This is a genomic window from Streptomyces sp. RKAG337 (genome assembly GCF_023701715.1).
In the GTDB taxonomy this organism is placed as follows: domain Bacteria; phylum Actinomycetota; class Actinomycetes; order Streptomycetales; family Streptomycetaceae; genus Actinacidiphila.
In genome coordinates this window covers 2,327,422-2,345,334 of record NZ_JAJOZA010000001.1, presented here as the reverse complement: position 1 = coordinate 2,345,334, position 17,913 = coordinate 2,327,422, and the positions used below count along the sequence as shown (strand labels likewise).

The 17,913-nt window shown below is 72.4% G+C and carries 12 protein-coding genes; 10 read left to right on the top strand and 2 right to left on the bottom strand.

Annotation, left to right across the window (positions count from 1 at the left end; genetic code table 11):
• Window positions 1-216: 216 nt before the first annotated feature.
• The 8 genes from LNW73_RS10060 (at window position 217) to LNW73_RS10025 (ending at window position 11,364) form a co-directional block, all read left to right on the top strand.
• Window positions 217-2,037 (top strand): fatty acyl-AMP ligase, encoded by a 1,821-nt coding sequence (locus tag LNW73_RS10060; RefSeq protein WP_250977692.1) that lies wholly within the window; start codon window positions 217-219, stop codon window positions 2,035-2,037.
• Window positions 2,034-3,812 (top strand): acyl-CoA dehydrogenase, encoded by a 1,779-nt coding sequence (locus LNW73_RS36310; RefSeq protein ID WP_250989703.1) that lies wholly within the window; start codon window positions 2,034-2,036, stop codon window positions 3,810-3,812. Before LNW73_RS10060 ends, LNW73_RS36310 begins: the two co-directional genes overlap by 4 nt.
• Window positions 3,813-3,850: 38 nt before the next feature.
• Window positions 3,851-4,144 carry an acyl carrier protein gene (locus LNW73_RS10050; protein WP_250989702.1) on the top strand — a complete coding sequence of 98 codons (294 nt, stop codon included), beginning with the start codon at window positions 3,851-3,853 and terminating at the stop codon, window positions 4,142-4,144.
• Window positions 4,144-7,179, top strand: coding sequence for a type I polyketide synthase (locus LNW73_RS10045; RefSeq protein ID WP_250989701.1), 3,036 nt, complete (start codon window positions 4,144-4,146; stop codon window positions 7,177-7,179). Before LNW73_RS10050 ends, LNW73_RS10045 begins: the two co-directional genes overlap by 1 nt.
• Complete coding sequence (locus LNW73_RS10040) at window positions 7,176-8,195, top strand: 3-oxoacyl-ACP synthase III family protein (protein WP_250989700.1); 1,020 nt, start codon at window positions 7,176-7,178, stop codon at window positions 8,193-8,195. Before LNW73_RS10045 ends, LNW73_RS10040 begins: the two co-directional genes overlap by 4 nt.
• Before the next feature lie 29 nt (window positions 8,196-8,224).
• Entirely contained in the window at window positions 8,225-10,201 is a 1,977-nt protein-coding gene (locus LNW73_RS10035) for an HAD-IIIC family phosphatase (RefSeq protein ID WP_250989699.1), read from the top strand.
• The gene (locus LNW73_RS10030) at window positions 10,198-10,452 is read left to right on the top strand and encodes a phosphopantetheine-binding protein (RefSeq protein ID WP_250977699.1); all 255 of its coding nucleotides are present in this window, start codon (window positions 10,198-10,200) and stop codon (window positions 10,450-10,452) included. Before LNW73_RS10035 ends, LNW73_RS10030 begins: the two co-directional genes overlap by 4 nt.
• A 63-nt stretch (window positions 10,453-10,515) precedes the next feature.
• Window positions 10,516-11,364 (top strand): 4'-phosphopantetheinyl transferase family protein, encoded by an 849-nt coding sequence (locus tag LNW73_RS10025; RefSeq protein ID WP_250977700.1) that lies wholly within the window; start codon window positions 10,516-10,518, stop codon window positions 11,362-11,364.
• Between the two features lie 30 nt (window positions 11,365-11,394).
• Here the strand turns inward: LNW73_RS10025 and LNW73_RS10020 are convergent, their stop codons facing one another.
• Together LNW73_RS10020 and LNW73_RS10015 are read right to left on the bottom strand one after the other, a co-directional pair.
• Window positions 11,395-12,426 (bottom strand): LuxR C-terminal-related transcriptional regulator, encoded by a 1,032-nt coding sequence (locus LNW73_RS10020; protein ID WP_138350855.1) that lies wholly within the window; start codon window positions 12,424-12,426, stop codon window positions 11,395-11,397.
• 412 nt (window positions 12,427-12,838) lie between these two features.
• The gene (locus tag LNW73_RS10015; RefSeq protein WP_250977702.1) at window positions 12,839-13,561 is read right to left on the bottom strand and encodes a 4'-phosphopantetheinyl transferase family protein; all 723 of its coding nucleotides are present in this window, start codon (window positions 13,559-13,561) and stop codon (window positions 12,839-12,841) included.
• Window positions 13,562-13,898: 337 nt separating this feature from the next.
• Between LNW73_RS10015 and LNW73_RS10010 the strand changes: the two genes are divergently transcribed.
• A complete protein-coding gene (locus LNW73_RS10010; protein ID WP_250989698.1) occupies window positions 13,899-14,744 on the top strand; it encodes a metallophosphoesterase family protein in 846 nt (281 codons plus the stop codon).
• Between the two features lie 240 nt (window positions 14,745-14,984).
• A complete protein-coding gene (locus LNW73_RS10005; RefSeq protein WP_250989697.1) occupies window positions 14,985-17,831 on the top strand; it encodes a helix-turn-helix transcriptional regulator in 2,847 nt (948 codons plus the stop codon).
• The last annotated feature ends 82 nt before the right edge of the window (window positions 17,832-17,913 follow it).

Below are 17,913 nucleotides of genomic sequence, written 5' to 3'. Positions count from 1 at the left end.
GGCCCCTCCAGGGGCTGCCGGGGTTCGCTCCGCACGATCGGTGACGCACGTCACCCACCTGAATTCCATCCTCTTGGCCGCTGGTCGGCCGTGTCAACCGGTTCGCGCAACCGCTGCTTTAGCCGTTCGACCGATCCTCCAACGACATGTGCGGGACCCGTTCCACGCCGGTCCGTCAGTGGACCGGTGGCTGCGCCGCGAGGGGATGTCGAGGGGATGTCATTGTCAGGCTTCGCCACTTTCACCGAGCTTGTCCTGGAACGGGCCGCGGAGCTCGCCGACGCGGACGCCCATGTCTTCCTCCGGGACGCGGGACCGGCCATGGCGGCCGAGCATCTGACCTACGGGGAGCTGGACCGGGAAGCGCGGCGGATCGCCTCCGTCCTGCAGCTGCACGGCGTGGAGGGGCAGCCGGTGCTGCTCCTGTACCCGACGACGGCCGAGTTCCTGAAGGCGTTCATCGGCTGCCTGTACGCCGGAGCGGTGGCCGTGCCGGCGCCGCTGCCCGGTGACGCAGGCCAGGAGAAGCGGCTGAGCCGTACCTCGGCGGTGATCCGGGACTCCGGAGCGAAGCTGGTGCTCACCGACCGGGCCAACGCGCCGGACATCGCGCTGTGGCTCTCCCGGGCCCGCCGCGAGGACGTGGTCTGCCTGGCCACGGACAACACCGGCTTCGGCGACCCGGCCGCCTGGCAGCCCGTCGCGGCCCGCCCCGACGACCTGGCGTTCCTGCAGTACACCTCGGGCTCGGTCTCCGACCCGCGCGGCGTCATGGTCTCGCACCGCAACCTGATGGCCAACGAGGCGGCCATCGGCCGGTCCCTGGGCACCACGCCGGAGGACCGGTTCGGCGGCTGGCTGCCGCACTTCCACGACATGGGCTTCATCGCCCATCTGCTGCACCCGCTGTGGCTGGGCAGCTCCTCCGTGCAGATGTCGCCGACCTCCTTCATCAAGCGGCCGGTGCGCTGGCTGCAGGCGATCGACGAGTACGGCGTGACCGCGGGCGGCGGACCCAACTTCTGCTTCGAGCTGTGCCTGCGCCGCGTCACCGACGAGCAGATCGAGGCGCTCGACCTGTCCCGCTGGCGGCTCGCGCTCAACGGCGCCGAGCCGGTCCGCGCGGACACCCTCAAGGCGTTCGCCGAGCGCTTCGCCCCCGCCGGGCTGCGGCCCCAGGCGCTGTACCCCTGCTACGGGCTGGCCGAGGCGACCCTCATCGTGTCCGGCGGCGTCCCCGACGCCCCGTTCACCGAGAAGCAGGCGGACACCAAGGCCCTGGAGCGCGATCAGCTGGCGGCGGCCGAGCCCGGCCGGCCGCAGCGGACCCTCGTCAGCAGCGGGCACGTCACCGACTTCGACGTACGGATCGTGGACCCGGCCGGCTACCGGGAGCTGCCGGCCGGCGCCGTCGGCGAGATCTGGCTGCGCGGCGACAGCGTCGCCCAGGGCTACTGGCAGCGGCCGGAGGAGTCCGACGCGACCTTCCACGGCACCCTGAACGACGGCGAGACCGGGTTCCTGCGCACCGGGGACCTGGGCGTGCTGGAGGACGGCGAGCTGTTCGTCACCGGCCGCCTCAAGGAAGTGATCATCATCAACGGGCGGAACGTGTATCCGCAGGACGTCGAGTTCGCGGTGCGCGCCATCAGCCCGGCGCTCGCCCACGGCGCCGGAGCGGCCTTCAGTGTCGAGGCCGGGCGCGAGCAGCTGGTGGTGGTGCAGGAGGTCAAGGGCGAGGGCGCGAGCGCGGCGAGCCTGCGGGCGCTGGCCCAGCAGGTGCAGGCGATGATCGGCCAGGACTTCAACATCCCGGCGGGCAACGTCCTGCTGGTGCGGCCGGGAACGGTCCGCAGGACCACCAGCGGCAAGGTGCAGCGCACCCTGATGCGGCAGCTCTTCCTCGACGGTGAACTGCGCGGCGAGTACGAGGCGCTGGACCCGGCCGTGCACGCCGTGGTGCGGGCCCGCGACACCCTGCTCGGCGAGGACCTGCTGCAACCGGAACCGGCCGGCGGGAGAGGCAGGCCGTGGTGACCAGGCCCACGACCGGCGGTCCCGCCGCCCTCGCCGAGACGCCCGCACCGCAGCAGCGTGAGGCTGCGGTGCAGGCGCGCGTCGCCGAGCTGGAGGCGCTGCTCGGCGACCCCACCGACCCCGGCAACCCCTGCGGCTACCAGGCGGTGCTGAACGCCGACCGGGCCGCGGTGCCGTTCAGCCGGGGCGAGGGGCTGCTCGACGACTTCGGGATGAACCGGGAGTTCGTCCCCAGCAGGCTCGGCGGCCGGCTGGACTCCATCGACACCCTGGTCCGCGTCATGCGCCCGGTCTTCCGCCGGGACGTCGGGCTCGGCATGAGCTACGGGATGATGTCGTACATGGCCGCCTCCGACGTCTGGATGGCGGGCAGCGACGAGCAGCAGGAGTGGCTCGCCGGCTCGATGCTGCGCGGCGCGAAGGCGGCCATCGCGCAGCACGAGACGGCGCACAGCAACCAGCTGGTCCGCAGCCAGGTCGCGGCACGGCGGGCGGACGGCGGCGGGTTCCTGCTCAGCGGCGGCAAGCCGGTGATCAACAACCTGGCCCGGTCGGAAGCCCTGGTGCTGTTCTGCCGCACCGATCCGGCGCCCGGCAGCCGCAGCCACTCGGTGCTGCTGCTGAACCCCGGTGAGCTGCCCGCGGACCGCTCCAGGATCGTGCCGCACCAGATGCCGGTCGGACTGCGCGGCAACGCCTTCGCCGGGCTGGAGTTCGACGACTGCCCGGTGCCGGAGTCCGCGCTGCTCGGGCCGGTCGGCAGCGGCATCGAGACGGCGCTGCGGTCCTTCCAGATCAGCCGTACCGTCATCGCCGCTACCGCGCTCGCGGCCGTGGACACCAGCCTGCGCACGGCGGTCCGCTTCGACCACGAGCACCGCGGCGGCGGCTGGGGCGGCGCCCGTTCCGACTCGCAGCGCACGGACGCCGCCGCGACCGGCGCCTTCGTCAACCTGCTGCTGTACGACAGCCTGGCGCTCGTCGCGATGCGCGCGATCCATCTGCTGCCGACGCAGACCAGTGTGTACTCAGCGGCGCTGAAGTACCTGCTGCCGCGGATCCTCACCGAGACGATGTACGACCTGTCGATCGTGCTCGGCGCCGGGTTCTACACCCGCGAGGGCACGCTGGGCATCTTCCAGAAGCACGTCAGGGACGTGCCGGTGCTCAGCCTCGGGCACGCCGGCTCGGTCGCCTGCCAGGCCACCGTCATCCCGCAGCTGCACCGGCTGGCGCGGCAGTCCTGGTTCGTCGAGGACGACGCGCCCGCCGGGCTGTTCCGGCCGCGCGCCGAACTGCCGCCGCTGCGCACCGAGTCGCTCAGCCTGGCCTGCGGCCGTGACAGCCTCAGCGCCTCGCTGCTGTCGGTCGCCGCCGCGATTCCGGGCCGCAGCCCGGTGGAGCGGGCGCTGCGCGGACTGGCCGGGCAGCTGGTGGAGGAGTTCCGCGATCTGCGCGACCGGGTCCTGGCCCTGGAGCCCGCGGACCGCACCACCCCGGTGGGTCCTGCCTCGTTCGCCCTGATGGACCGGTACGCGCTGCTGCTCGCTGCGTCCGCCGTGCTCGGGGTGTGGCGGCACAACCAGGACGGCTCCGACCCGTTCCTGGCCGACCCGGCCTGGGCGGCCGCGGCCCTGCACCGCATCGCGCGGCGGCTGGGCGCCAAGGTCCCCGATCTGCCGGGGGAGTGCGAGACCCGGCTCCGGCACGAAGTCCACGTCCGTTTCAGCGCCCAGCGCAGCTACGACCTCTACAACACTCCCATTCCCGGCTGACGGTTCATGGGCCTGACGCGTACCCAAGGAGTCCAGCGATGACCGCTCCGACGACCCGGCACAGTGCTGTGCTCGCCGACAACCTGCACCGTGGCTGGTTGCTCGACCGGCTCGCGCTCTACCTCAACCGGCCGGCCGACAGCATCGACCCGACGGTGCCGCTGGCCGAGTTCGGCATGGACTCGGTGGCCGCGCTGAGCCTGTGCGGCGACCTGGAGGACCAGTTCGGGCTGTACGTGGAGCCCACGCTGCTCTGGGACCACCCGACGGTCCAGAGCCTCGTCGGGTACATGGCAGTGGAGATCCCACGGGTCGCGGAGGACAACCGCTGATGGACTCCATCGCCATCGTCGGGCTCGACTGCGCGTTCCCCGGAGCGCCGGGCGGCGACGCGTACTGGGACCTGCTGATGCGCGGCGGCGACGCCGTCGGCGACATTCCCGAGCAGCGCTGGAACCCCCGCGACTACGCCTCGCGGGAGCCCGGCGGCGTGCACTCGGAGATGACGCGCGGCGGCTTCATCGACGACGCGGACGCCTTCGACAACGACTTCTTCTCGGTGGCGCCGCGCGAGGCCGCCGCGATGGACCCGCAGCACCGGCTGCTGCTGCAGTGCGCCTGGCGCGCCCTGGAGGACTCCGGGCGGGCCCCGGGCGCGCTGGCCGGCACGGACGCCGGTGTCTTCGTCGGGGTGATGGGCGGCGAGTGGGGCCGGCTGCGGATGGGCGACCACACGGAGATCACCCCGCAGCTGGGCGCGGGCAGCAGCGCGGGGATGACCGCCAACCGGATCTCGTACCACCTGAACCTCACCGGGCCGAGCCTCGCGGTCGACACCGCCTGCTCCTCGTCGCTGGTCGCCGTGCACCTGGCCGCCAACGCGCTGCTGTCCGGCGAGTGCGACACGGCGCTGGCCGGCGGGGTGAACCTGGTGCTGTCCCCGGCGCTCGGCATCGTCTACACCCAGCTCGGGCTGGCCTCGTCCGACGGCCGCTGCCGTCCGTTCAGCGCGGACGCCGACGGCATCGCGCGCAGTGACGGCGTCGGCCTGGTCGTGCTGCGCAGGACCGCGGACGCGCTCGCCGACGGGCAGCGGATCTACGCGGTGATCCGCGGCACCGCCGTGAACCAGGACGGCCGCAGCAACGGCGTCACCGCCCCCAACCGCTGGTCGCAGCAGAAGGTCGTGGAGGCCGCGTACCGGCGGGCCGGCGTCACCCCGGAGCAGGTCTCGTTCATCGAGGCGCACGGCACCGGCACGGTGCTGGGCGACGCCATCGAATGCGCGGCGCTGGGCACGGTGCACGGTGTGGAGCGCGCCGAACCGTGCGCGATCGGCTCCGTGAAGGGCAACCTCGGGCACACCGAGGGCGCGGCCGGCATCGCGGGGCTGATCAAGGCGGCGCTGGCGCTGCACCACCGGATCGTGCCGGCCAGCCGGTTCGCGGACCGCGAGAACCCGCAGCTGCGGCTCGCGGAGCGCGGGTTGCGGCTTCTGAAGTCGCCGCTGCGGCTGCCGCCCGGCGAGGCCGTGGCCGGGGTGAGCAGCTTCGGCATGGGCGGCACCAACGCGCACGCGGTGCTCGCCACCGCGCCCAGGACCAGGAACAAGGCCGCCGGATCCGCCGTCCGGCGGGACACGGCCGGCGGCGCGGCCGGTGTCTTCACCCTCACCGGCGACACCCCGGAAGCGCTGCGCCGCAATCTCGCGGACCAGGCGGAGGCCGTCGCGAAGCGGCCGCGCGGCGAGGCGGCGGCGCTGTGCTGGAACAGCAACCGGATCAAGACCGGGCTGCCGTTCCGCTTCGCCCTCACCGCCCGCGACACCGCGGAACTCGCCGCGGGGCTGCGGCAGGCCGCCGGTCAGGACCAGCCGGCCGGGGTCGCGCACCGGCCGTGGAGCCGTCCCGTGGTGGCGTTCCTCTTCACCGGCCAGGGCAGCCAGTTCCCGGCCATGACCGCCGGGCTCCACCGTGACTCCGCCGTGTACCGGCACTTTCTCGACGAGGCCGACGCGGCCCTCGCCCCGCACACCGGAGGCTCCGTCCGCGATCTGATCCTGGGTGGTGAGCAGCGCATTCACGAGACCGGCAACGCGCAGCCCGCCCTGTTCGCGGTCGGCTACGCCCTGGCCCGTACCCTCACGGAACTCGGCGTCCGGCCCGCCGCCGTGCTCGGCCACAGCATCGGCGAGTACCCGGCGGCGGTGCTCGCCGGGGTGCTGAGCCTGGACGAGGCGGCCCGGCTGGTGGCCGTCCGCGGCGCGCTGATGCAGGAACTGCCCGCGGGCGGCGGCATGCTGGCGGTCAACGCGAGCCCCGCCGAGCTGCGGAGCCTGCTCGACGACGAGCCTCAGGTCGGCCTCGGCGCGGTCAACGGGCCCGCCGACGTGGTGCTGTCCGGCGCCGTGCAGGCGCTGGAGCGGATCACGGAGATCCTGCGTTCGCGGGGGGTGCGGACCCGGGCCGTACCGGTCTCGCACGCCTTCCACTCGCCGCTGATGGCCCCGGCGCTGACCCGGTTCGCGGAGACGGCCGGCACCGTCGCCGCCGCGCCGCCGCAGGTGCCGCTGGCCTCCACCCGTTACGGCCGGATGCTGCGTGACGAGCCGATGGACGGTGCGTACTGGACCGGCCAGGCGGCCGAGCCGGTGCTGTTCTCGTCCGCGCTGGGCGCGCTCAACGAGGCGCTGGCGCCCACCCATCTGATCGAGATCGGCCCCAAGCCGCAGCTGCTGCCGCTGGCGGGACGGGCCGGGCTGCGCGGGGACATCGAGTTCCTGCACCCGGCGCCGGGCGCCGAGGCGTCCGGCCGGGACCTCGCCGAGCTGGTCGCCGCGCTCTACCGGGCCGGGCTGGACCCGGAGTGGGACGCGCTCTACGCACCGCGGCAGCGCACGGCCGAACGGCTGCGGCCCTATGTGTTCTCCGACCGGCACCGCTTCTGGAACCGGCCGGCCGAGCCGTCGGAGAAGACCACCAGGAGCGATCGGACCCCCGTACGCCGGGTGGAGCCCGCGCTCGCGCTGGGCCCCCCGGCCGCGCTCCCGACCGAGTTCGCCGAGCCGGCGGACACCCCGCCCGCCCGGCTGGACGCCCTGTCGCAGGAACGGGACCCGGTGCTGGCCGCCGTCGTCGAGGCGGTCGCGGAGGTCGGCGGCTATCCGCTGGAGCAGGTGGTGGCCGCGGCACGCTTCTACGAGGACCTGGGATTCGACTCGGTGATGATCATGCAGCTCAAGGACCGGATCGAGGCGCGGCTGTCGAGCGCCGGCGAGATCTCCGTCCAGCAACTCCTGCCCGCGCTGCGGTCCGTCGGCTCGCTGGCGGAGTTCCTGACCGAGTGCGTCAGCGTGCGTACGCCATGACCGGGACGACGGCGTACCTCGCCTCCACCGGTACAGCGCTGCCCGGGGCGCCGGTGGACAACAGCACCCTGGGGAAGCTGCTCAGCGTGAGCGAGGAGTGGATCGACATCTTCGTCGGCACCAGGACCCGGCACTTCGCCTGGGACCTGGCGACCGGCGAGGTCCACCAGAGCCTCACCGACCTGTGCGCGGAGGCCGGGGACCTGGCCATCACCGGTGCCGGTCTCGACCCCTCCGACATCGAGTTCCTCGTCCTCGCCACCGCGACCCCCGACACCCTGCTGCCGACCACCGCCGCCCGGGTCGCCGACCGGCTCGGGCTCAACTACCTGCCCGCGTACCAGCTCCAGGCCGGCTGCTCCGGCGCGGTGCAGGCCATCGACCTGGGACGTTCGCTGATCGCCGGCGGCTGCGGCGCGGGGCTGGTGATCGGCGGGGACGTCACCAACCGCCATCTCGACCTGCGCCGCGACCTGAGCCGGATGCCCACCGAGGAGCTGGTGAACTACGTGCTGTTCGGGGACGGCGCGGGCGCCGCCGTCCTCACCGCGGAGCCGGCCGGTGAACGGGTCGCGCTGCGCGGGGTGCTCAACCGCTTCGCCGGGCTCGGCCGGCCGCCCGGCCAGATCATCGACTGGTACGGGATCACCGACCGGCACACCGAACGCCAGATGATCTCCGAGGACTACAAGGAGATCGAGGAGAGCGTCCCCGTCATGGCCGTGGAGATCCTCTGGGACCTCCTGGGCCTGCTGGACTGGGGCGTCGGCGACCTCGACTTCCTGCTGCCGCCGCAGCTGTCCACCCGGATGACCCAGCGCATCGTGGAGCACCTGGCGGTGCCGGGCGCCCGCGAGATCAGCTGTGTCTCCGACACCGGCAACACCGGCAACGCCCTGCCCTTCCAGCAGATCGAACGACTGCTGCCCGAACTGCGGGTCGGCCAGCGGGCGCTCGCCATCGCGGTGGAGTCCAGCAAGTGGATCAAGACCGGGCTCGCTCTGGAGAAGGTCTGAGAAGGTCGGAGAAGGACGGATTGCGTTACATGACAACAGGACTGGAACGGCTGCGCGAGCTCAAGGCACTCGGGCGGCTGGAGGCGGAGTACGACCGGGTCGCCCCGCTGCTCGCGGAGCTCACCGACGACCCCGGCACGTCCGCGGCCGCCGATCTGCCGCGGGCCGGCCGGCTGCTCGCCGGCCTCGACCGCGCCGCCGTCCTGGCCGCCCATCCGGGCACCCCTGTCGTCACCGTCGCCGTCACCGGCCAGTCCACCGTGGCCCAGCTCGTCGACCCGCTCACCGCGGAACTGGCCCGGCACGGGCTGCTGCTGCGGCCCGTGCTCGGCGACCACGGCGCCTATCTGCACGATCTGACCTCCGAGCAGGGGCTCTTCCACGGTCTGGGGGCCGACCTCTCGCTGTGCCTGCTCGACGCCGAGACCGTCTTCTCCGAGGTGCCGCTGCCCTGGGACGTCGCCGCGCTGTCCCGCGCCGCCGACGACGTACTGGAGCGGCTCACCGGCCTGGCCGCCGAGCACGCCCGGCCGGCCGGGACGGCGGACGGGACCGGCGGCACGCTGGTGCTCAACACCCTGCCGCTGCTGCGCCGCCACACCCATCAGCTCGTCGACCACCGCTCGCGGGCCCAACTCGGTTCGGTGTGGCGGGAGTTCAATGCCACGCTGCTGCGGCTGACCGAGCGCTTCCCCGGCCTGGCCGTCATCGACCTCGACCCGCTGATCGCCGAGACCGGCCCCGTCTCGGATCCCCGGCTGGCCGGCTACGCCAAGGCCCAGTACACCGCGCCGCTGCTCGCCGCCTACGCCCGGGAGGCCGCGCACCTCGCCAGGTCGCTGCGCGGGATGACGAAGAAGTGCCTGGTGCTCGACCTGGACGACACGCTCTGGGACGGCGTCCTGGGGGACGCGGGGGCGGACGGGATCGCGGCGGCGGGCACACTGCGCGGAGAGGCGTTCGGGGCGTTCCAGCGGACCGTCAAGCAGCTCGGCTCGCAGGGCGTGCTGCTCGCGGTGAGCAGCAAGAACGATGCGGAGCCGGTGCTCGCCGTGCTCCGCGACCACCCCGACATGGTGCTGCGTGAGACGGACTTCGTGCAGGTCAACGCCAACTGGCTGCCCAAGGACGGCAATGTCGCCGATATCGCCGACCGGCTCGGCATCGGCCTCGACTCCCTCGTCCTCGCCGACGACTCGCCGGCCGAACGCGCCCAGGTGCGGCACGGCGCCCCGCAGGTCTCCGTCGTCCCGCTCGACGACGAACCCGCGCTGCATGTGACGCGGCTGCTGGCGGACGGCTGGTTCGACACGCCCCGGCTGACGGACGAGGACCGGGCCAGGACCGGGCAGTACCGGGTGGAGCGCGAGCGCCGGGAGCTGCGCGAGGGCAGCGGCTCGCACGCGGAGTTCCTGCGCGAGCTCAAGGTGGCTGTGCAGCTGAGCGCGCCCCTGCCGCACGAGTTCGCCCGGCTCGCCCAGCTCACCCAGCGCACCAACCAGTTCAACCTCACCGGACTGCGGCTGGCGCCGGCGGACCTGGAGGCACGGGCCGCCGATCCGCGGCAACTGGTGCTCGCGGCGCGCGCGACCGACCGTTTCGGCGACAACGGGCTCGTCGGGGCGGTACTCGGCCATCGCGCGGCCGACGGACTTCATCTGGACAACATCTGGTTGAGCTGCCGCGTTCTGGCAAGGGGCATCGAGCAGGGCTGCGTCGCCGTTCTGCTGGAGCGGGCGCGGGACGCCGGGCTCACCGCGGTGCACGCGCGGTACCGGCCGACCGCGAAGAACCACCGGGTACGGGACTTCTATCCCTCGCTCGGCTTCGAGGAGGTGTTCGACGAGTTGGGGGAGGACGGCAACGGCGGCGGTGTACTGCTGCGTCATGACCTGCGAACGGTCCCGCCGGTGCCGGACCACCTCACGATCGACGCACGGCTCGAACGACTCGACGAGCACGACCCGAACGATGGACACGACGGACCGGGAGGGGACCGCCGATGAGCGGCATCGATGACCTGGGCGGCTTTCTACGGCTGCTGCGCACCGAACTGGGCCTGGAACTGTCGGACCGGGACGCGTACACCGACCTCGCGGACGTCGAGGGCTGGGACTCGCTGCACCTGCTCCGGCTGGTGTCGCTGCTGGAGGACGAGACCGGGCGCCGGATCCCGGTCCGGCAGGTCCTGGAGGCCCGTACCTTCCAGCAGATCCACTCGCTGGTCGCCGGCGGCGCGAGAGCCGCCGCGCCGTGAGACCCGCGCCACCGCGCACCTGGAACACCCACCGCTGTTGAACCACCGTCTGGAGGAGCAAGGATGACCGTCCCCGGGAACTCCACTCTCGGCCCACCCCTCGGCGAGCCGGTCGAGGTGGGCGCGAGGGGTGCCGCCTGGGACAGGGTCCGTGCCGACCTGACGGCCTACGGAACCGCGCTGATCTACGCCCAGCTGGCCGATCTGCAGCCGGACCTGCCCGAGGGCGACGAACTGCGCGCGCTGCTCGGCCGGGACTGGTCCCGCTATCTCGACCTCGCCCACCCCGCCGTCCGCAGCCGCTACGCGGCCTCGCGGATCCTGCTGAAGTTCGCGGCCGGCGCGGTGCTCAACGGCGATCCAGACGACCTGGAGCTCGCCTACGGGCCGACCGGGCGGCCGTATCTGCGCGGCTGCGACCAGATCGACATCAGCCTCAGCCACACCGAGGACCTGCTGCTGGTCGGCCTCACCACCCGCGGCCTGATCGGCGTGGACGCCGAGCGGACCGACCGGCAGATGTACGGCAGCGGCCTGGGCCGCCATGTGTGCACACCGTACGAACTGGTCACCCTCGCCTCGCTGGAGGAGGAGCAGCGCAACCCCAGCCTGGTGCGGCTGTGGACCCTCAAGGAGGCGTACAGCAAGGCCATCGGGCAGGGCATGCAGTTCCGGTTCAGCGAGTTCGGGTTCGGCCCGGACGGCAAACCGGTGCGCGTGCAGCGCCCGGACGGCACGGCCGGGACCGGGTCCGAGTGGGCGTTCCGCACCTTCGTGCTCGACACCGGCTACTGCGTGAGCGCGGCGGTGTACGACGCGGGCTTCGGCGCGGTGCTGGACACCGACATCACGACCATGCTCGACCAGGACGCCGCGGACGCGATCACCGCCGCGCTCAATGAGCAGGAGTGACGTTTCTCCGGGGCGCTGTCCCCGGGGTCGTCACTCCTTGAGGCCGAACTGGTCCAGCATTCCGGACAGCGCGACGTTGAACCCCGCCTGGAACCGGCTGGTGGCCTCGAGCTGTTCGGTGATCTCCGATATGTGGCGGCGGCAGGTGCGGACCGACATGCCGAGCCGGCGCGCCACCATCTCGTCCTTGTACCCCTTGGCCATCAGCCGGATGATCGACGCGCGGAGATCGTCGGTCCCCGAGGACGTCGACTGGCTGTCGGGGTTGAACGGGGTGGCGCCGTCCCACAGGTGCTCGAAGACCGCGCACAGGAAGGCGACCAGCGTCGGTTCGCGGACGATCGCCGCGCCGGGGGTCTTCGAGGCCGACTTGCGCTCCGGCAGGAAGACGGTCTCCCGATCGTAAATGATCATGCGGTCGATGAGTTCGTCCGCGGTGCGGACCTCGGCGCCCTCGGCGGAGATGTCCCGGACATACGCCCTGGTGGCGAGGTCGCTGCGGGCCGTGTGCTGGTAGATGGTGCGGATCCGCACCCCCCGGTCCAGCGTGTTCAGCGCGCGCTGCCGGGCCGACGCCAGCGACGGTGACGAGCGGGCGCCGCCGGGCTGCACCGTGAGCAGCTCCTTGCGGCACTGCTGCGTCAGGTGGTTGATCATCGACTGGATGGTGTCCTTGTCGCTGATGACGTCGAAGGCCTCCAGCCGGTTGCGCATCCGGCGTCCCTCGAAGTACCGCGGCATCAGCGACAGCAGCTTCGACCGCACATCGGTGACGGCCTGCTGCAGATCCCGGATCTGATGCTCGGCGGATCCCACCAGATCCGCGGCCGCGACATCCGGTCCCACCGGAACCAGCACGTCGGGATCACCCGGCATCGGCTGCAGAAGGTGCAGAAGTCGCAGGACGTGTTCCACCCGGTCGACCTCGGGCGTGGTGAGCGAAAGTCGCTCCGCGATGTCCGCCCGGTCGAACCGTCCGAACTCGACGGCGGCCCCGTAAGCGGCAGCGCTCAAGTCGTCCAACTCGGCGAACTCCGAACTGGAATTGCCGCTTCCGGCCATCCGTGGCGCTCCCCCGTGAGCTGTGAAGTTGCTGCCATGCAAGCTTAGGCCATCGGGTTGGCCTTGGAGCGGGGATTCGAACCTGGGCATTGTGTGCGGGTCGGACAGTGGCTCTAGTGAGCCTCAAGTGACGGCAGCACCACAGTGAAGTCCGTGAGACCGATCCTTTTGGGGGAAACATGAGGGTTTCGGCGAATATGAAGAGTGTGACCGTACGGGCGATGCTCGTCGCAAGTGCGGTCGCGGCGCTGGCGGTCGGGTACTCCCCGGCGCAGGCGCAGACCTTGGAACGTCAGGCGGGGGATGCCATCAGCACTCCTGTGGCTTACAACACGGGGCACGTACACGCTGATGACGACGAGTGGGACTGACCATCCCGGGGGACTGACCATCCCCGGTCGTTCGGCCTGATTTACGCAGCGCTCCCTACCAGCATCTGGTAGGGAGCGTTCTGCTGTGCCCCCACCGTCGCGGGAACCGTCGCCGGAACCGCGATCGCACTGACCAGTACGCCACCGCCCGCCGACCAGCGTCCGCTGAAACCCGTGGGGTCCCCCTCTTTGAGGGCGGATGCCGGCAGCAGCAGCCGCGCGCGGAAGGTGCGCGCCAGCGGGTTGACGGTGATGAGCGCGTCCTCGAAGTCCAGCTCCCGGCCGGTGAGCGGGAACCAGGCCTTGTAGACGGACTCCTTCATGCTGAACAGCAGCCGGTCCCAGCACACCTCGGGGGTCGTCCGCATCAACTGCCGCACCCAGCCGCGCTCCTGGGGGAGCGCGATGGACTCCAGGATGCCCTCCGGGAGGGTGTCGTTGGGCTCGGCGTCGATCCCGATCGCCGCCATGTCGCTGGTACGGGCCACGGCCGCCGCACGGTAGCCGTTGCAGTGCGTCATGCTGCCGACCACGTCCGGGGCCCACTGCGGCGCGCCGCGGAGGCCGGGGAGTATCGGCATCGCCGGCAGGCCGAGCCCGGCCAGGGCGCGGCGGGCGCACCAGCGCGCCGTGGTGAATTCCAGCCGCCGCTTCTCCACCGCGTTGCGGATCTGCTCCGCCTCCTCCGGGAACAGGGTCGCCTCGGGCGGGTCCAGCGTCGCGTCCACGGCGACGACCTCGGTAGGAAGCAGCTGCGCGATCATGGGAGCCCCGTTTCGTCCGACGCCTCGCCGGCGTCTGCCGCTTGCTCGCTCCGGTGGGTGGCGAGCGATTTCCACGCTGCCGTTCCGGGGGGTCACGGGACAACGAATGCGGCGCCGGCGGCGGTGATACGGCAGGTCACAGCCCCGATCCATGCCCACCAGCTGCTATCCGGGAGCGGGCCGGGAGACGGCCTGCCGGTCGGCAGGCATGGGCGCGCGACGGCTTGCCATGCGGTTGCTACACGCCATGACAAGGCGGCCGGTCGGGCCGGGGGCAGGGGGTGCCTGCCCGGACATAGGGGTTCTTCCCCACTCTTCGCCGTTCTACCCTCATCGGATGTCTCAAGGGAAGTTGCTGGGCATCAGTGACCTGCATGTCGCGCATCCGGAGAACCGGAAGATCCTCGAGGAGCTGCGCCCGGACAACCCGTCGGACTGGCTGATCGTGGCGGGCGACGTGGGCGAGGTGCTCGAGGACGTCGAGTGGGCCCTGGAACTGCTGAGCGTGCGGTTCGCCCACGTCGTGTGGGCGCCGGGCAACCATGACCTGTGGACCCCGCACGGCGATGCCGTGCAGTTGCGCGGCGAGGCCCGCTACCGGCATCTGGTGGAGGTCTGCCGGTCGTTGGGCGTGCACAGCCCGGAGGACCCGTACCCGGTCTGGAGCGGTCCCGGCGGCCCGGTCGTCGTCGCGCCGCTGTTCCTGCTGTACGACTACACCTTCCGCACGCCCACCGCGGCCACGAAGGAGGAGTCGCTCGCGCAGGCCTACGAGGCCGGCATCGTCTGCACCGACGAGTTCCTGCTGCACCCCGATCCGTACCCGTCGCGGGACGCGTGGTGCCGGGCCCGGGTGGCGGAGACCGCGCGGCGGCTGGAAGCCTGCGATCCAGAACTGCGGACCGTCCTCGTCAACCACTTCCCCCTGGTGCGGGACCCGACGAATATCCTGCGTTATCCCGAATTCGCCCAATGGTGCGGAACCGAGCTGACGGCGGACTGGCACACCCGATTCCGGGCCGCCGCCGTCGTCTACGGGCATCTGCACATTCCCCGCACCACCTGGTACGACGGGGTGCGGTTCGAAGAGGTGTCGGTCGGCTACCCCCGGGAGTGGCGCACTCCCGGCCACCCCAGGAACGTGCCGCGGCAGATCCTTCCGGAGCCCGCCACGGCCCTCTGACCTGCCCCGCCCGATAGCACGTCGGACGGGCACTCGCGCGCCGCTGGAGTACTTACTGCAGGGCAACTTCCGGCCACCGTGGGACGCGAGTTCCCTGCCTACACTGGATTCCTGATTCAACGGGGAGAATCCTCCGTTTCAATTCGCCAGTGCCAATGCGCTTCCTCTGGGGAAAAAGGCCGGTTATTCCGGCCGGCGGGAGCGCGGACCGCACTGGATTACGGGGACAGTGGGGCGAAGATGGTGCTGATCGACCGTGAGGCGGAACTGGCGCTACTGGATACGGCCTTGGCCGGATGTATGGCGGGACATGCCCGGATCGTGCTGGTCGAAGGCGCGGTCGGCTGCGGGAAGAGCGAACTCGCCGACACCGTCGCCGAGTCGGCCGAGAAGGCCGGCGCCGTCGTGCTGCGCGCGATGGGATCCGCGGCGGAACGGGCCCTGCCACTGGCGGTGCTGGGGCAGCTCGTCAACAGCGCGCCGCCCGGGACACTCCCGGAACCGGCGCAGAACCAGGGCCCGTCGAGGATCGAGGCCATGCAGGCGTTCAGCGACGCCGTCCATGACCTCAGTACGCGGACACCGGTGGTGATCTGCGTCGACGACCTGCATCTGGTGGACGACCTGTCCTGCCGCTATCTGCTGCAACTGGCCCGCAGGGCCCGCAACGCCAGGATCCTGCTGGTGCTGACCGAACCGGTGCACGAGCGCAGCGACGACCCGGTGTTCGGCACCGAGCTGCTGCGGCAGCCCAACTTCACCCGGGTCCGGCTGGAGCGGCTCGGCCGGTACGCCGTCGCCGAGGTGCTCGCCCAGGGTCTCGACGGGCAGCCGGACACGGCGGGGGACGAGCGGCTCGCCGACCACGCCGGCCACTTCTGGACCGTCAGCGGCGGCAACCCGCTGCTGCTGCGCGCCCTCGTCGAGGAGTACCGGGTCGCCCGGCGCAACTCCCCGGCGGGTGCGATCCCGGAGCCGGAGGCGGGCGGCGCGTTCACCCAGGCGGTCCTGGCCTGCCTGTACCGCTGCGGGCCGCGGACCACCCAGCTGGCCGAGGCGCTGGCCGTGCTGGGCAGGACCGGCACCGCGGAACTGGCGGCGCAGCTGCTGGGCATCACCACTCCCGCGGCGGTCCAGGGGGTCGCCGCGCTGAACGCCGCCGGGATCCTGGAGAGCTTCCGCTTCCGGCACCCCGCGGTGCGCCGCTCGCTCCTCGACCGGATGGATCCGGCCGCCCGCACCGGACTGCACCGGCGGGCCGCCCGGCTGGCGCACCAGTACGGCATGCCCGCGTCGGCCGTCGCCGGCCAGCTGCTCGCCGCGCAGCACGCGGACGAGGACTGGGCGGTGCCGGTCCTGCGGGCGGCGGCCGAGCAACTGCTCGCCGACGGCAAGGCCGTACCGGCCGCCGCCTGCCTGGAGCTGGCGTACCAGGGGTGCACCGACGACGAACAGCGCGCCGAGTTCCGCACCCGGCTGGCCGCCGTGACCTGGCGGACCAACCCGGGCGCCGCCGAACGGCATCTCAGCGAACCGCTGGACGCGCTGCGCGCCGACCGGCTCGCCCCGGCCCGGATGGGCCCGCTGGCCCGGCTGCTGGCCGCCCAGGGGCGGATCGACGAGGCCGGCGACGTGCTCGCCCGGCTCGCGACCGCGACCGGCGACACGGGCCGGCGGCCCGACCCGCAGCACGGCACGGCACCGGTCTCGTCGCTGGGCTCCGCGCTCGGCAGCAGACCCGGCGGCCAGCTGCCGGGGCACCGGGACGATCCGCTGGACGGGCTGTCCGCCTTCCCGCGCTGGGCCGGCGGGCGGACCCGCGCCGCGGGCTCGCCGCCGTCCACCGCCGCGCACTCCAGCGTCAACGCCGCCACGGTGGCGGTCGCACCGGCCGCCCTGTGGGCGATCCCGGACGGCGTGCAGGACGGCACGGCCGCCGAGGACGCCGAACTGTTCCTGCGCGGCACGACGCTCGCGGCCGCCACCGTGGAGCCGATCGTGCAGGCCCTGCGGGTCCTGCTGCACCTCGGGGGTGCGCAGCGGGCCGTGCACTGGAGCCAGGTCATCGGCGAGGAGGCCGCCCGCCGCGAAGCCCCGGGCTGGCAGGCGCTGTTCACCTCGCTGTGGGCCGAGGCCCTGCTGCGCCAGGGGGATCTGCAGGGCGCCGAGGAGCGGGCCGCGCTCGCCCTCAAGCTGGTGCCGGAACGCGGCGGCAGCGTCTTCCTGTGCGGGGTGGCGGCGACGCTGGTCCGCGCCCGCACCGCAATGGGCCACTACGACGCGGCCGCCCGGGTGCTCAGCCAGCCGGTCCCCGAGGGCCTGGCCGGCAGCTTCCACGGGCTTCCCTATCTGCGCGCCCGCGGCCAGTACCACCTGGCGACCAGCCGCTACCACGCGGCGCTCGGCGACTTCCTGGACATCGGCCGGCGCACCAAGCGCTGGGGTCTGGACCGGCCGCTGCTGCTGCCGTGGCGCACCGACGCGGCCGAGGCGTTGCTGCAGCTCGGCGAGGCGCACCAGGCGGAGCGCTTCGTGACCGACCAGCTCGCCACCCGCGACGCCGCCAACCCGTGGGTGTCCGGCATCTCGCTGCGGCTGCGCGCCGCGACGCGTGAGCCCAGGGAGCGGCAGATCCTGCTCGCGAAGTCCGTCGACGAACTGCGCCGGTCGGGCGACCGCTACGAGCTGGCCCGTTCCATGGCCGAACTCGGCCAGGTGCTCAAGGAACTGGGCGAGCCGACCCGCGCCAACATGGTCAACCGGCGGGCCTGGCACCTGGCGCAGGAGTGCGGGGCCGAGGCGCTGCGCGAGAAGACCCTCCCGGGGCACAGCGCCGCGGGCGGGGTGCCGGAGGACCCGGCGCCGGTGGCGGCCTACGCGGACCTGGAGGCCAAGCTCAGCGACTCGGAGAAGCGGGTGGCGATGCTCGCGGTGCACGGGCACACCAACCGGGAGATCGCGATGAAGCTCTACATCACCGTCAGCACCGTCGAGCAGCACCTGACGCGGGTCTACCGCAAGCTCAGCATCAGCAGCCGGCAGGAGCTTCCGGTGGACCTTCAGCTCAGCGTCACCGAGATGGCGTGACCGCCGAACTCCCTTGACGCGCACCTTTGTTGGAAGTCCACAACCCCCACCTGTCACAGCACCCCGTACCCAGGGAGAGGAC